The organism is Bacillus methanolicus MGA3 (genome assembly GCF_000724485.1).
GTDB lineage: Bacteria > Bacillota > Bacilli > Bacillales > Cytobacillaceae > Bacillus_Z > Bacillus_Z methanolicus_A.
In genome coordinates this window covers 2,311,549-2,326,298 of the sequence record NZ_CP007739.1, presented here as the reverse complement: position 1 = coordinate 2,326,298, position 14,750 = coordinate 2,311,549, and the positions used below count along the sequence as shown (strand labels likewise).

Here is a 14,750-nt window from a genome sequence, read left to right as displayed (position 1 = left end):
AGATAAATTGAATAAAAAGAAAAAAAAGAAGACACATGTTCCCTTTCGGTTAAATATGTTGTTTTTTGCTGTATTTCTCTTATTTTCATTACTAATTTTAAGACTCGGAGTTGTTCAAATCGTTTATGGCGAAGATTTTAAGCGCGAAATTGAACGAACGGAAGATATTACGGTAAACACTCCGGTGCCGCGCGGCAAAATGTTCGACCGCAATGGGAAAGTGATCGTTGACAACATTCCTCTTAATGCAATCACTTATACAAAAAGTCAGGGAATTAGCCAGAAAGAGATGCTGAAAGTTGCAGAGAAGCTTGCAAAGTTTATTCACAAGGATTATTCCAAAGTACAAGAGCGGGATAAAAAGGATTATTGGATTTTGAAGAACCCGGAAAAAGCAAAAGCAAAAATTACTGACAAAGAGTGGAAACTATTTGAAGAAAAAAAACTTGACGATAAAGATATATATAAACTTCAGCTTGAACGGATAACAGACAAAGAACTTAGCCAATTAACAAAGCATGATTTAGAAGTTCTTGCCATCTACAGGGAATTTAATAGCGGCTATGCATTGACTCCGCAGATCGTTAAAAATAAGGGTGTGACACCTAAAGAAATTGCGATCGTAAGTGAAAACCTTGAAAAGCTGCCAGGTGTTGATACAACGACAGACTGGGACCGATATTACCCTTATGGAAAAACATTGAGATCTGTGCTCGGTGATGTGTCTTCATCAGACGAAGGGCTTCCAAAGGAACAATTGGATTATTATTTATCAAAAGACTATAACCGTAATGACCGTGTAGGGAAAAGCTATCTTGAAAAGCAGTATGAAGATATTCTTCACGGTCAAAAAGCAAAAGTGAAGAAGATAACTGATAAAGCAGGCAATGTATTGAAAACAGAAGTTATTTCAGAAGGTGAAAGAGGAAAGGATCTTGTTCTAACGATCGATATGGATCTTCAGCTTGCTGTTGAAAAAATAATTGAACAAGAATTATGGGCTGCAAAGAGCAAACCAGGAACTTCACTGCTCGACAGGGCTTATGTAGTCTTGATGGACCCGAATACTGGTGAAATTTTGACAATGGCTGGAAAACGCATCGTAAAAAATGAAAAAACCGGAAGAACAGAAATGCAGGATGATGCCCTTGGAAATATTACTACTTCTTACAATGTTGGTTCTGCCGTGAAAGGGGCAACTGTATTAACGGGGTACAAAACAGGTGCAATTCATCCTGGTACCATGCAATTAGATGCTCCAATGAAAATCAAGGGGACGCCATTAAAAAAATCATGGACAACCATGGGACTTATTGATGATCTATATGCTTTAAGAAGATCTTCAAACGTTTATATGTTTAAAATTGCCGTGAAAATTGGGAAAGGGCATTATGAATATAATCAGCCGCTGCCTCTTAAACCAGAAGCTTTTGATACAATCCGTAACTACTTTAGCGAATTTGGCCTAGGAATAAGAACAGGGATTGATTTACCGAATGAAATGGTAGGCTTTAAAGGAAAAGACAAAAAACCTGGTTTTCTACTTGACTTAGTAATAGGCCAGTATGATACGTATACAAATATGCAATTGGCCCAATATGTATCAACTATTGCGAACAATGGTTACCGCATTCAGCCGCATATAGTAAAGGAAATTAGAGAACCGGTTATGAAAAATGATGAACTTGGTCCTATTATAGAAGAGTTTGAGCCTAAAGTTTTAAACCGGATTGACATGAAACCAGAATGGATTAAGCGGGTTCAGGAAGGATTCAGGCAAGTTATGCAGGCGCCAAAAGGTACTGCTGTTGGGTACTTTGGTCATAAAAGTTATTCTCCTGCAGGTAAAACCGGTACTGCGCAAGCATTTTATGACGGACCGGAACGGAAAAAATTTGGAAAAGAACCGCCGGAAGTTATGAATTTGAGTTTAGTAGGGTATGCACCATCCAATCATCCGGAAATTGCCATGGCTGTTTTGGTCCCATGGGCATATCAAGGGAATCATGATCATAAGGTTAACCTAAAAATTGGCGAAAGAGTAATGGATGCTTACTTTGAACTTAAGAAAAAACGCATGGAAGAAAATAAAAATCTTGAAAATACTGTTCAAAAAGTTGAAAACATAAAAGATGTCCAAGAAGGGATCCGCAAAGAAGAACAGGGTCAATGACATTAGCGCTCCCCTTTTCCACAAAAAACTGTCTCAAATTTCGAGGCAGTTTTTTTTTGGGGGGGATAATAATTGTAAAAATCTTCAAGAAATTGAGTCTTGTAGTATTCAAAAAAGCGAAATAATCATCCTCCTATACTTTCATTTAGTTTTCAATTAAATTTACAAAAGCTTTACATTTAATTAAAACCGAATTAACAGTTCAACATTATGATGTAACTATAGGAGGGATCAACTGAATCTCTTTGGAGGAAAATAAAATCGAAAGGCTTAAAGTTCTTAGCACTTTCTTCATTGATAAGTGGAGTGCTGGCACTATAAAAAAAGGGAATTGAATTCACTGAATTTTAATTAGCATATTAAGTTTGCGCTTGAGAATGTCCGGATAAAGAGTACAAGAAAGATCTTGAAAAGCTAGAAAGTCTAAAGCAAGGCTGTAAGACCTACAATAGGCAGATGGGAAGCTCATTTTAGCTTCTCATCTTGTTGTTTGGTTAAAAGGGGTTTTTATTTTGGCTATCCAATCAACAAATAATTCTTAATGAATTTGTTTTACAGTATTGTTCCGTAATAAGTTTCAAAAAATATTTTAAAACGGCTCATTTGTTTTTAAGCATGAAGGAGGCTTTTCAAAATGAATTTAACAATTGAAAAGGAAAAAATGACATTTATCAAGGATGAGACAGCAAACATGAGAGAAAAAGAAAAAATGGCAGTTTATCAAACAAAACAATTAAACTTATGGTACGGTGACAATCACGCTTTAAAAAATATTGATCTTGATATATACGAAAATGAAGTAACTGCAATAATCGGTCCGTCAGGCTGCGGTAAATCGACGTATATTAAGACACTAAATCGGATGATTGAGCTTGTTCCCAGTGTGAGAACTTCAGGAGAAATTACTTACCGAGGCCGAAATATTTTTGATAGGGACTATCGAGTGGAGGAGCTTCGTACAAAAGTAGGGATGGTATTCCAGAAACCAAATCCATTTCCTAAGTCGATTTACGAAAATGTTGCCTATGGCCCAAAGATCCATGGAATCCGTGACAAAAAGACTCTTGATCAAATCGTTGAAAAAAGTCTTAGAGGGGCTGCGATTTGGGATGAGGTAAAGGACCGTCTTCATACAAATGCATATGGCTTATCGGGAGGCCAGCAACAACGCCTTTGTATTGCACGCTGTCTCGCGATTGAACCGGATGTCATTTTAATGGATGAGCCGACTTCTGCATTAGATCCAATCTCTACCTTAAAGGTGGAAGAACTTGTCCAAGAATTGAAAAAAGATTTCAGCATTATCATTGTTACACACAACATGCAGCAGGCTGCCCGAATTTCAGATAAGACTGCGTTTTTCTTAAACGGCGAAGTCGTTGAATACTCTGATACAAATAAAATCTTTTCTAATCCTTCCGATAAACGTACGGAAGATTATATTACAGGCCGGTTCGGCTAATTTTCGAATAAATCGTGCGGAACCACAAGTTTCGCGCGATTTTTCTTCAATATCAAGGGGACGAAGGGAGATATAAGCATGGTCGTTAGAGAAAGATTTGAATATGATTTAAAAGAATTGCAAAACAAATTAATTGAACTAGGTGAATTTTCTAATAAAGCATTAGCGAGATCAATTAAGGCTTTGGAAGAAAAGAACATTGAATTGGCGATCGAAATAATGGAAGATGACTCGGAAGATGACCATTTGGAAGAAGAAATCAATGACTTGGCCATCCTGCTTATCGCAAAGCAGCAGCCTGTTGCCATCGATTTACGGCGCATTATTGTAGCAATAAAAATTGCGACTGCAATTGAAAGAATTGCCGATTTCGCAGTTAACATCGCCAAATCAGCAATTCGAATCGGAAATGAGCCTTTAGTGAAGCCAATCGAGCATATAAAAAGAATGCATGAACTAACGTCTGAAATGTTAAGGATGTCGCTTGAAGCTTTTACTGAGGAAGATGTTGTAAAAGCCAAAAAGGTGGCTGAAATGGATGATGAAGTAGATGAATTATATGGGCAAACCATTCGAGACTTATTGTTGATAAACCAGCAAAAACCTGAATTTCTTCCGCAAATTACGCAGTTATCTTTTATATCTCGTTATTTAGAAAGGTCAGCAGACCATATAACTAATATTGCGGAAAATGTTTTCTATCTTGTAAAAGGTAGGCGCTATGACCTAAATGACTAATTGAAAGGAGCAAGCGGTCTGCTTGCTCCTTTAACTTTTTGTCAGAATCTTGGCGATTTGGCTGTAATTCATTTTATTAGTTAAATGAAAAGTCCCTTGTTGTATTTTCGTGCTGTATCCGTTATTGCTCATAAATTCCTCAAAATCTTGCGCATCTTTGATAATCCGAACATTCGAAAGAATGGATGCGATTTGTTCAGTATTCATTCCGCTCGTTATTTTTAACTCATATGAAATTACATTGTTTTCTTCAGAGTATGAACCGGAAGATTGCTCATTGCCTTTTTCTGTATGTACATTTAATGGACTATTTTCAGTTTTTTTGACGGTTTCCTGGCTTTGTTTCTCCTCGTTTTTTCGTTTTGATTGTTTCTGTAAATTTGTATACTCAGACTTTGACAACACAATATATCCTTTCTCTTCAAGGGATTGTTTTGCTTTACTTAACGAGCTTTTTCCATTTTGAAGAAAATAATAAGCCGATCCAATCAAACTTACAGAAAAAAGAATTCCTAATGCAAATGCTCTGACTGTTCGTTTATTCATCTTTTTCGCCTCGGCTTTGAAAAAAATCATGCAAGATTCTGTTTACATCATCAGTGGTTAACGAGGATTGCTTTGCGATTTGTTCGACAGAAAGACCCTGTTGTGCCAAAAGATGAACTTGATTGCGAATGATGGCATGTATCTGTTTCTTATCCTTAGGGGATTTAGGTCTTGAAAATGTCTTTTTTATTTCTTCGTCGCTGATTAGCAATTCCTCTTCTAAAATTTTTATTTTCTTTTTGATTTGATAAAGCTCTTTTATTTGCTGCATGGAAAGCTCATCGATCTCTTCACGGATCTTTTTATATGGATCACTCATAAAAAATGATATTAAGAAAAGAAGGACAGAGAATGTCAGGAGTCCAGCAAAAATCCACCCCATAAATTACACCTCAATTAATAGTCGTAATTACAACATTATTATTTTAGCATATATATGGAAATTTCGAGGATCTTTATTTAAAGGAAGGGTCGAAAAAAATCAATATTTCATATAATGAAACTGTCGATTTATGAAAGGATTGCCATATTGCTGTCGAAATCAAATTATTTTATTTCTATTGAACTTGAAAGAAAAGGCTTAAACAAAATCCGACAAAATGCGTTCATTGTTTAGCCAACCTGTCAATGCTAACATTATTACAAAGAATATTTACAGTTTATTTTCATACAATGAATAGTTTAAAGAAATGAGGTGCCTAATTAGATGATTGAAGAGATTGTTAAGCTTCGCAGAAAAGGCCTATCATTTCGAAAAATTGCTGTTGAGCTGAATTCGACTGTAGGAAAAGTTCAATATCAGTGGAAAAAATATATGAAAATGAAATCCGCAGCTTCTGGCCAAGACACTGGTTCTCGAATCCAACATAAAAAAGATGGGAAGCCATTGTCTATTGCAAGGAAATTTGAACATGTACATCGAGATGACCACCTCTGTATTTGGCTCGTTTCCCCTAATAAACTCTATAGTTTTTGGCGTTTATCAGAAGAGCAGAAAATGCTGATTTCCAATTATTATCAGAGGTCTTTTTCTGATTTTCAGCTTGTGCTTCGTTTGTATGACGTGACTTGTATCCTGTTTAATGGGAGCAATGCACACGATGTATTTGAAATTTACTTGCCGCAAGATAACAAATGCTGGTTTTTTGAAGGTTTAAAGCCAAACAGATGTTATTGTGCCGAGTTGGGTATTAAATTATCGGATCAGAAATTTTTACCGATTTTGCGGTCAAATACTGTTCATGCACCTCGATCAGGTGTTGAACAGGCAGGGGAATTGGCAAAAGAACTTGAATGGTTTCAAAACAGACGGAAGAGTGCACCTAAATGGGTTGAACATGTAAGCACTTACAGTTTTTATGAAACGAAAGAAGCTTTGGAGGACTAAAAAATGATGAGACCTTTCTTTTTGCCCATTCTTTATACGGATATGCCGTTAATAAGCATTAAAAACAACTCGAACGTAAGAAAAGACTTATTTGTATTTACAGCAAAATTAATAGAAATACTTTTTAAACTTGAAAATGAACCGCAAAATCTAAAAATATATTTAGCGATCCCACCTATCTATTATGAAGTTGCCGGTCAAGAAATATTTCAGGCTAAAATGACAGAATTTTTAGAAAAAGAAACAGATCAGTTTCCTGGTTTATTTGATATCTGGATGAAGTGGGATCAAAGTGTTATCAAAAGTGTGCAGAGTTTGATCAATCAAGAAAAAATTGAACTTCTGGCGTTGCCGGTAACAGGGGCAGTTTTGCCTTTTGCCGCAACTTCCGCCGGCATTCAAGCTCATATTCGTGAAGGATTATCGATATTGGAAAGTTGTTTCTCGGTTCGTCCATCCGGATTTTGGTTTCCTAAAGGAGCATTTGAGCCAGGCCTTGATCTTTTTCTCATGAATGAGGGAATTCAATACAGTTTTATCAATGAAGATACGATAAAATTTGCAGATCCAACGCCCTCTGGAAATGGAAAGAAACCGATACGTTCTCCACACGGCTTAATATTTTTTCCGATACAGAAAGAATTTGAGCTAGGAGGAAGTTATTTAGAAAAATACGATTCCAATGTTTCTGTTTATGATTCAAAACAAGTGTTTACTGCAGCACATAATCTTTCATCTGAAGAAATAGTGAGCTTCTTTAATTTAGTAAAAAATATGGCCATCAATCCATCTGTTTCGATGGAAGTTTCTAGTTTTTTAAAAGAGTATGGGGAAACAGCTGAAACAGCTCATATTTGTCCGTCATTTTTGGCAGCAGATGACAGTTCACCTCTGATTACGGATGAATCAACAATATTGGAAGAATGCTTTTTAATGGAAACTGAAATAAAAAAGATTAGTACATTGGTTGAGAATTCTTTTGAAAAAAGGATATTGAAACAGATGCTAAAACATTGGCTTCTGTTGTCAGGAATAGCAGCGGGCAGCGGACAAACACAAGAAGCAGCTGAGGAACATATTACATCCTTTAATAAACTTAAAGAAATACTGGTTGGCAACAGGCAGATTTTTGAACTGGATGATATGGAAAATTCAGATTCGATTTTAGTGAACCTTTCGTTAAAGGGATGGATTAATGAAGCTAAAAGTAGCTTAACAACAAATGAATCAAAAAGACAAGACTTGAAAATTTTAATGCTGACATGGGAGTTTCCTCCAAACATAGTTGGAGGTCTTGCAAGGCATGTACACGGGTTATCGGAAAGTCTTGCAAAACTGGGTTATGAAATTCATGTGATTACTGCACAATCTGAGGATCTTCCTTCTTTTGAAAAGAGAGATGGGGTTTTTATCCATAGGGTTGCCCCATTGAACGAAAAGGATGATGACTTTCTCGCATGGGTGGCAGGGCTAAATTTAGCGATGGCAAACAGGGCCAGAGAGCTTGCGGCTGTTCATGATTTTCAGGTTATTCATGCCCATGACTGGCTTGTTGGTTCTGCAGCGATTTCCTTAAAATCCTTATTAAATATTCCGTTAATCACAACGATGCATGCGACTGAACACGGAAGAAATAATGGAATTTATACAGATATGCAGCATTTTATTCATAAGAAAGAAGAAATTCTCCTTCAAGCGTCCGACAAAGCCATTGTTTGCAGTGAGTATATGAAGGACGAATTGAAGTATGTATTTAATACTAGTGAAGAGAAGATTGCGATTATTCCTAATGGTGTATTTAAACATGTAGGCCAATTAGATTTACATGGATTGTTAGATGGCCTACCGGTTTTTCCTGAAAGAAAAATGATATTTTCAATTGGAAGAATGGTAAGAGAGAAAGGCTTTGACACACTTATTGAAGCAGCAACAAAAATGAAAGCAAAAAGTGATGAACTATATTTTGTGATTGCTGGAAAAGGTCCACTGCTTGAAGAGTACCGACAAAAAGTAAAAGACTATGGGTTAGAAAACTTTGTCTATTTCATTGGTTTTATCCAGGATGAACAACGGGATGCACTTTTAACACAATGTGAAGCAGCTGTTTTTCCAAGTCTTTATGAACCTTTTGGCATCGTGGCCCTTGAAGCCATGAGTTTTGGCAAACCAACCATTGTTTCCGAAACAGGTGGATTAAAAGGCATTATTCAGCCGTATAAAACAGGCCTATTTATGGATCCAGGAAATTCGCTAAGCTTATTACAACAACTTCATTTAATACTAGAAGACCGGCAAAGAGCGTTAGAAATCGGGGAAAATGGCCGGAAAGTCGTTGAAAGTCTTTTCAGCTGGACAAGAATTGCTGAGGAAACGAAAAGAACTTTTGAGGATGTTTTGTTAAGTACGAAGATATGAATAAAATCTAGAGTGAATTCAGAGGCTCCGGATAAACAAGAAATTCATCTAAAAAGAGCTCATACTACAATTATACGGGGGGGAAAAGAATGAAAGGGTTAATCATAACAGGGGATAAAGGAGAAAGACTAAAACTTAAAATGACTCCAGGGTTATGGATAGAAGGAAAAACTTATTGGGCGCAACATGATTTCGGAGCATTTATTTCGGAAAAAGAAGTTTCGTTTGAAATAAAGAGAACAAACCTTCAATCTGAAATTTGTTTATATGACATCATGGTCACAAATCATTCTATGGAAGTAAAGGAAGTAAAGCTGTTAATGATGTATAGCGATGAAAGTAAATCAAATGATCAACTTGCATTTGTTTCTCCGTCAGAAAAAGTCATCTTTCACCATGTCGATAAAAAATTGTATTTAATAAATGGCAAAACAAACGGAAATGGAATGGAAACAACTACTGTTCAGCCCATTTGGACTGTTCCAGCAGAAAACATTTGGAGCTGTGAGAAAAAGGGAATTCTTCGCTATCAGCCTTTAGCGAAAGGAGCAGTCGCAAGTATTTTTTCTCTCAACTTGATTTTGCAAGGACATGAAACAAAACAAGGAAGTTCATGGGTTATTTATGGTGTAGATAGGAAAAAGCTTATTAACTTGAATAATGCACTTTTAAAAACACACTAGCATTTCACTTTAAAAAGTGATATTATAGAAAAGTCGTATAAATGAACTAGTTTTCACAGGTTGGAGGGAATAAAACATGCGTGTGAATATTACGTTAGCTTGCACTGAGTGCGGAGATCGTAACTATATTTCTACAAAAAATAAACGGAATAATCCAGATCGTCTTGAGCTAAAAAAATATTGCCCAAGAGAAAAGCGTACTACTTTACATCGTGAAACAAAATAAGCAGTGGGAGGGTTCCTGCTGCTTTTTTTGCTGCAATTTTTAGGGGGATGCAAATGAAAACGAAGCAAATGGTTAGAAAGGCAGTAAAAGCGATGCTCGCTAATATGCAAAAACCTGAATATGAAGATAAGTCTTATCAAATTGCACAAAGGTTATTCACCGATCCGTTTTGGAGAGAAGCAAAAACAATTGCTATAACAGTGTCAAATCCTCCTGAAGCAGATACTCTGCAAATTATCAGAAAAGGATGGGAGCTCGGAAAAAAGATCGCTGTTCCAAAATGCATTCCCGAAAGCAAGAAGATGGTTTTTCGTTCTTTAACACGTTTTTCCGAACTTGAATCAAGTTTTTTTGGGTTATATGAACCGATTGTAGACCAAACAGAAGTTGTTAATGCTAATGAAATTGACCTTATGATTGTTCCAGGTGTTGCTTTTATGTCCAATGGTTATCGGATTGGAAATGGTGGGGGTTATTATGACCGTTATTTATCAAGTTTCAACGGAAAAACGGTTTCTCTTGCATTTGAAGAGCAGTTGATTGATTGCTTTCCGGTTGAAGAACATGATATCCCTGTTATGAAGCTGATTACGGATAAGAAGGTTATCGAAGTAATTGAAGGAAAAAGGTGCTAATCAGTAAACAGGATAAAATCCACCCTTCTTTCTTAAAATAAGAACGGAGGGATGAAAAATGATACGAATGCTCACAACAATAATTATGATTGGAACAGCGTGTTATATTATTTATCAAAATCGGTATCGGTTGGTTAATGTACTTTTTGGAAATTCTTTTATCCGGCGTTTCTTAGTAAGTATTTTTATGAATGTTCCGGGTGTTCAGAATAGAATCATTCAATCTGTTTACCCAAGTCGACAGTATTAAAAAGGCCGAAAAGGTCTTTTTATTTTTTATGAAAAGTTCATTCCCAGAAACTCATTTTTTAAAGGAAGGCAGTCTTTGGTTTATAATATTTAGTAAGAAAAAAATGAAAAAAAGAGACAATTGCGGGATCGCATCTTATGTAAAATACATCCTTGAACACTAAAGATGAATATCAGAAAGTAGGGGAAAAGTTGAGTTTTCGAGAGGATTTTCTTTTTTGGAGGTTGGCACACTTCCTCATATCGAACCAACAGTATAGGATTATTCAATTATCCGCTGATCAAAAGGAGCTTTGGCTTGAAAAACTGGAAAATAAACAAGCTCAGATTATAAGAATGCTGCGATATGATGTTGATTGGAGCAATTGGATGCAGAGGGATATTGAATTGACTGCATTGAACGGTGAAAGAATAAGAAAACAGCTGGGCCTGAGACATCTTTCTGTCGTTAATGTGTATGTAACTCCTTATCCGCCTGTTGACGATTACCAGTTCCGAATTGAAAAACCTTTTACAATTCCGCAAACTGATCGAACAAGTGTTATGACATTCTTAATTGAAAAAAATAATACTGTAAATGTTTTACAAAATCTCGAACACTATTTTAGCAAATCATTATCTTTTGACTTAAAGGACGATTATTCGGAAAGCGATATTGAAGCAGTGAAAGCTTCAGCATTGCAGGCAGCAAAAGAACATATGAATGCTGAAAAAGCCGTTTTTAATAACGGGAAGCCCTTTTTTACATATGTATTTATGATTTTGCAAATTGCTGTTTTCTTGTTATTGGAGTTAAACGGAGGAAGTACAAATACGTCAACGCTTATTCGATTTGGGGCAAAATTTAATCCGTTAATTAATGAAGGAGAATGGTGGCGCTTTTTTACACCTATTTTCCTTCATATTGGACTTCTTCATTTATTGATGAACACGCTCGCTTTATACTACCTTGGCACAGTCGTCGAGAGAATATATGGAAATGTACGATTTATGCTTATATATTTGGCTGCAGGATTTGCAGGTTCGCTTGCTAGTTTTGTGTTCAGCCCAAGCCTATCAGCAGGGGCAAGCGGGGCAATTTTTGGTTGTTTTGGTGCTTTGCTTTATTTTGGGGTCATTCATCCGCGGCTATTTTTCCGGACTATGGGCATGAATATCCTCGTTGTCCTTGGGATTAACTTGGCATTAGGGTTTACACTTCCAGGAATCGATAATGCCGGCCACATTGGCGGTCTAATCGGCGGTTTTTTAGCTGCCGGAGTTCTTCATTTTCCAAGAAAAAAGAAAATCCTTTTTCAAGGATTATCTCTTGTGTTAGCTTTTTTTATTGCCACTAGTTTGTTAAAATATGGATATAAAGAAGCGGCCCAAAACGTCGATGAGCAGTCTGTGCTCGTCCTTGCCCAGGAATACATTCAATCAAAAAATTATGATAAAGCCTATGAGCTGTTAAATAATTATGCTAAAGAAAATAAACCATCGGCAAATCTTTATTTTCTTCTGTCGTATACGGAAATAAAAAGAGGAAATGTCACTGATGCCAAGGAACATTTGCAAAAGGCCATTAAAATGAAACCGGATTTTCATGAAGCTCATTTTAATCTTGCGTTAATTTATTATCATGAAAATAATATAGAAGCAGCTCGTATTCATGCTGAAAAAGCAGCAAGGATAAAACCTGACCAAAAAGAGTATAAAGACCTATTAAGAAAAATTAACGGCTCCGGGGAATCAGCTGGCGAAACATAATCGGTTCACCATCTGCAGTCTCCGTTATGATGATTAAATGAGACTTGTTCTTTGCAAGGAAAATAAGGGGAACGATACTGTTTTCTGAATCAACAACGGTGCCGTTCCTTTTTTTAATTCCTAGGAAATAATTTTTATACAATCCTTCCCACAGGTTGCCTAGTATTCGCTCTGTCTCATGTTTCGTAAAACCCGGTAAGGGACGGTAATTATAATCAATTAATGCTGTCAATGGTATACTGATATATTGATCTCGCTTTATTGAAAAATGGTCGGTTGCGTTTGTCCAGCTTGATTCCAGCTCTTGATTCGTAATTTTGTCAATCGTGGTTTTCCATTCTGTTTCTTCTTTTGTTCCCGGAGTCCGAAAAGACTGCAAAGGACGAAATGATGAATAAATGACGTACAAATGGTCGGCAGACATCGTTTGAGCACTAAAGATTTGTTCATTATTATAATGGATTTCGGCATGATGGAATGAAATAGCTTCTAGATGACAGCTATCTTTCCCATGAATGATTTGTTCTTGGGTAAGAGACGCTGTATTTTGTTTCCATTTTCCCATTTTCCCTTTTAAACGGCCGTTTGCAAATAAAAAGCCAATATCCTGTCGCAAATATGCCTTGCGCTCAAGTGTAGATTCAATCTTCCAAGCGACAGAATATTGATCATGTTTTTTTTTATCCAACAAATCCAATTTTGTATAAGCTTTCGAAAAGACTACATTATGATCAATCGGAAAAAAGGTAATGCTTTCTTTTACCGGTTGGCGCTGATATAGTTTAAAAATCGATGCAGCAATAAAACATATAGTTATGAACAGAAAAATATTTTTTTTCATTATATATCCCTCTTTGAAAACATAATTGCAAAAATGGTTGTCTTTATTAATGATATATATGACAGGGACGGCACAATATGCTGTGCTTGTATGATTTTTAACCTATGTGTCCGATCAATCACAGTGAACTTTCTTGAGCCGTGTGTTTGTTTGGATTATACTTATTTCATGAATGCTAGCGGTGATAATTTTGCAATTTATGAGGTTGTTCATTATGAAATCAATTTATGATATTCAACAGTTGTTATTGAAATACGGCACGCTGATTTATGTTGGGGATAGACTGGCTGATTTAGAACTGATGGAAATCGAATTAAAAGAACTTTACCAATCGCAGCTAATTGAGACAAAAGAGTTCCAATCAGCACTTTTGCTATTAAGAAATGAAATTGAAAGAGAAAAAGACAAAAAGCGAAAAAGCTGAAAAGGAAAAAAGGTGGGGAACATGGCTGAAAAGTGGATTGTTGGGGTGGATCTTGGCGGAACAACGACAAAACTTGCATTTATTACAACTTATGGTGGGATTGTTCATAAATGGGAAATCCCAACTGACAAATCCGATAACGGGAAAAAAATTACAACGAATATTGCAAAAGCAATCGACCGAAAACTGGAAGAACTTGATCAGCCAAAAAGCAAGCTGATTGGAATCGGTATCGGAGCACCGGGTCCTGTTAATTTAGCAACAGGAACCGTTTACGAAGCTATCAATCTTGGCTGGGAAAATGAGTACCCTTTAAGAGATTTATTGGAAGTGGAAACTTCCCTGCCTGTTATGATTGATAATGATGCAAATTGTGCTGCATTAGGAGAAATGTGGAAAGGGGCCGGCAACGGAGCAAAAGACTTAGTTTGTATAACGCTTGGAACAGGTGTTGGCGGAGGTGTAATCGCAAACGGAGACATCCTTCATGGAATCAGTGGTGCTGCAGGTGAAATAGGCCATATTACATCAAAACTAGAAGGTGGAGTTCCGTGTAATTGTGGAAAAACGGGTTGTCTTGAAACAATTGCTTCGGCAACGGGTATTGTCCGTATCGCAAATGAAAAGCTTGCCGAAAAAGAAAATGCAGGGGATTTGGCAGAAAGATATATGAAAAACGGTGCGATTACTTCAAAGGATGTTTTCGATTGTGCGAGCAATCACGATCCGCTTGCCAATGAAATAATTGATGAAGTAGCTTATTACCTAGGATTAGCGCTTGCCAATGTAGCGAACACTCTTAATCCTGAAAAGATTGTTTTAGGCGGCGGTGTTTCGAAAGCCGGTGAAGTGCTTTTAAAACCTGTCAAAGAATATTTTAAAAAATTTGCTTTTCCAAGAGTGGCTGTATCCACCAAAATTTTGATAGCGACACTCGGAAATGATGCAGGTGTTATTGGAGCAGCATGGCTTGTTAAGAATAGAATTGTTCAAAAGTAAATTGAACTGTGCTAGGAGCTTCCGGAAAGAAAGGATGCTCCTTTTTTTGTAAATAATTCTGATATTTTTCGAAAATGGATAAATCTGAAACTTTTTTTGATTTCAAACGTCTATTTATTTATGTAAGAGAATACGTCTAAATGTACAAGTCTATAATTATATTCTTTAAGGGAGAATTGCATTTTTGTAAAAAAAGTATTAAGATATTGTATAATTGTTTGCC

General features: G+C 36.4%; 14 protein-coding genes. 11 read left to right on the top strand and 3 right to left on the bottom strand.

What is annotated here, in order from left to right:
- Positions 1-55 precede the first annotated feature (55 nt).
- The 3 genes from BMMGA3_RS11295 (at position 56) to phoU (ending at position 4,373) form a co-directional block, all read left to right on the top strand.
- Complete coding sequence (locus BMMGA3_RS11295) at positions 56-2,173, top strand: peptidoglycan D,D-transpeptidase FtsI family protein (protein WP_412151048.1); 2,118 nt, start codon at positions 56-58, stop codon at positions 2,171-2,173.
- A gap of 661 nt (positions 2,174-2,834) precedes the next feature.
- Positions 2,835-3,635 (top strand): phosphate ABC transporter ATP-binding protein PstB, encoded by an 801-nt coding sequence (gene pstB / locus BMMGA3_RS11290; RefSeq protein WP_237712862.1) that lies wholly within the window; start codon positions 2,835-2,837, stop codon positions 3,633-3,635.
- Between the two features lie 78 nt (positions 3,636-3,713).
- Positions 3,714-4,373 carry a phosphate signaling complex protein PhoU gene (gene phoU, locus BMMGA3_RS11285; protein WP_004435697.1) on the top strand — a complete coding sequence of 220 codons (660 nt, stop codon included), beginning with the start codon at positions 3,714-3,716 and terminating at the stop codon, positions 4,371-4,373.
- 30 nt (positions 4,374-4,403) lie between these two features.
- Here phoU and BMMGA3_RS11280 read toward each other — a convergent pair whose 3' ends face one another.
- Positions 4,404-4,919 carry an endolytic transglycosylase MltG gene (locus BMMGA3_RS11280; RefSeq protein ID WP_004435693.1) on the bottom strand — a complete coding sequence of 172 codons (516 nt, stop codon included), beginning with the start codon at positions 4,917-4,919 and terminating at the stop codon, positions 4,404-4,406.
- On the bottom strand, positions 4,912-5,301 hold the full coding sequence (locus tag BMMGA3_RS11275; RefSeq protein WP_004435691.1) for a hypothetical protein: 390 nt from the start codon (positions 5,299-5,301) through the stop codon (positions 4,912-4,914). The genes BMMGA3_RS11280 and BMMGA3_RS11275 overlap by 8 nt, the downstream gene beginning before the upstream one ends.
- 324 nt (positions 5,302-5,625) lie before the next feature.
- Between BMMGA3_RS11275 and BMMGA3_RS11270 the strand changes: the two genes are divergently transcribed.
- From BMMGA3_RS11270 to BMMGA3_RS11245, 6 genes are all read left to right on the top strand, one after another.
- On the top strand, positions 5,626-6,306 hold the full coding sequence (locus BMMGA3_RS11270) for a DUF4912 domain-containing protein (protein ID WP_004435689.1): 681 nt from the start codon (positions 5,626-5,628) through the stop codon (positions 6,304-6,306).
- 3 nt (positions 6,307-6,309) lie between these two features.
- Positions 6,310-8,721, top strand: a complete 2,412-nt coding sequence (locus BMMGA3_RS11265; protein WP_004435685.1) for a glycosyltransferase — start codon at positions 6,310-6,312, stop codon at positions 8,719-8,721.
- A gap of 89 nt (positions 8,722-8,810) precedes the next feature.
- Positions 8,811-9,404, top strand: a complete 594-nt coding sequence (locus tag BMMGA3_RS11260) for a hypothetical protein (protein ID WP_004435682.1) — start codon at positions 8,811-8,813, stop codon at positions 9,402-9,404.
- Between the two features lie 76 nt (positions 9,405-9,480).
- A complete protein-coding gene (gene rpmG, locus BMMGA3_RS11255; protein ID WP_004435679.1) occupies positions 9,481-9,630 on the top strand; it encodes a 50S ribosomal protein L33 in 150 nt (49 codons plus the stop codon).
- A gap of 53 nt (positions 9,631-9,683) precedes the next feature.
- Positions 9,684-10,265 (top strand): 5-formyltetrahydrofolate cyclo-ligase, encoded by a 582-nt coding sequence (locus BMMGA3_RS11250; protein ID WP_004435676.1) that lies wholly within the window; start codon positions 9,684-9,686, stop codon positions 10,263-10,265.
- A gap of 441 nt (positions 10,266-10,706) precedes the next feature.
- Positions 10,707-12,263, top strand: a complete 1,557-nt coding sequence (locus BMMGA3_RS11245) for a rhomboid family protein (RefSeq protein WP_004435671.1) — start codon at positions 10,707-10,709, stop codon at positions 12,261-12,263.
- On the opposite strand, the gene BMMGA3_RS11240 is transcribed toward BMMGA3_RS11245, so the two are convergent.
- Positions 12,229-13,104: a hypothetical protein gene (locus BMMGA3_RS11240; protein ID WP_004435668.1), complete on the bottom strand. Its 876-nt coding sequence runs from the start codon at positions 13,102-13,104 to the stop codon at positions 12,229-12,231. The two genes, BMMGA3_RS11245 and BMMGA3_RS11240, sit on opposite strands and share 35 nt — an antisense overlap.
- Positions 13,105-13,318: 214 nt before the next feature.
- On the opposite strand from BMMGA3_RS11240, the gene BMMGA3_RS11235 reads away from it, so the two are divergent.
- Both BMMGA3_RS11235 and BMMGA3_RS11230 read left to right on the top strand, forming a co-directional pair.
- Complete coding sequence (locus BMMGA3_RS11235; RefSeq protein WP_004435665.1) at positions 13,319-13,528, top strand: YqgQ family protein; 210 nt, start codon at positions 13,319-13,321, stop codon at positions 13,526-13,528.
- A 21-nt stretch (positions 13,529-13,549) separates the two neighbouring features.
- A complete protein-coding gene (locus tag BMMGA3_RS11230) occupies positions 13,550-14,527 on the top strand; it encodes an ROK family glucokinase (protein WP_004435662.1) in 978 nt (325 codons plus the stop codon).
- Positions 14,528-14,750: the final 223 nt, after the last annotated feature.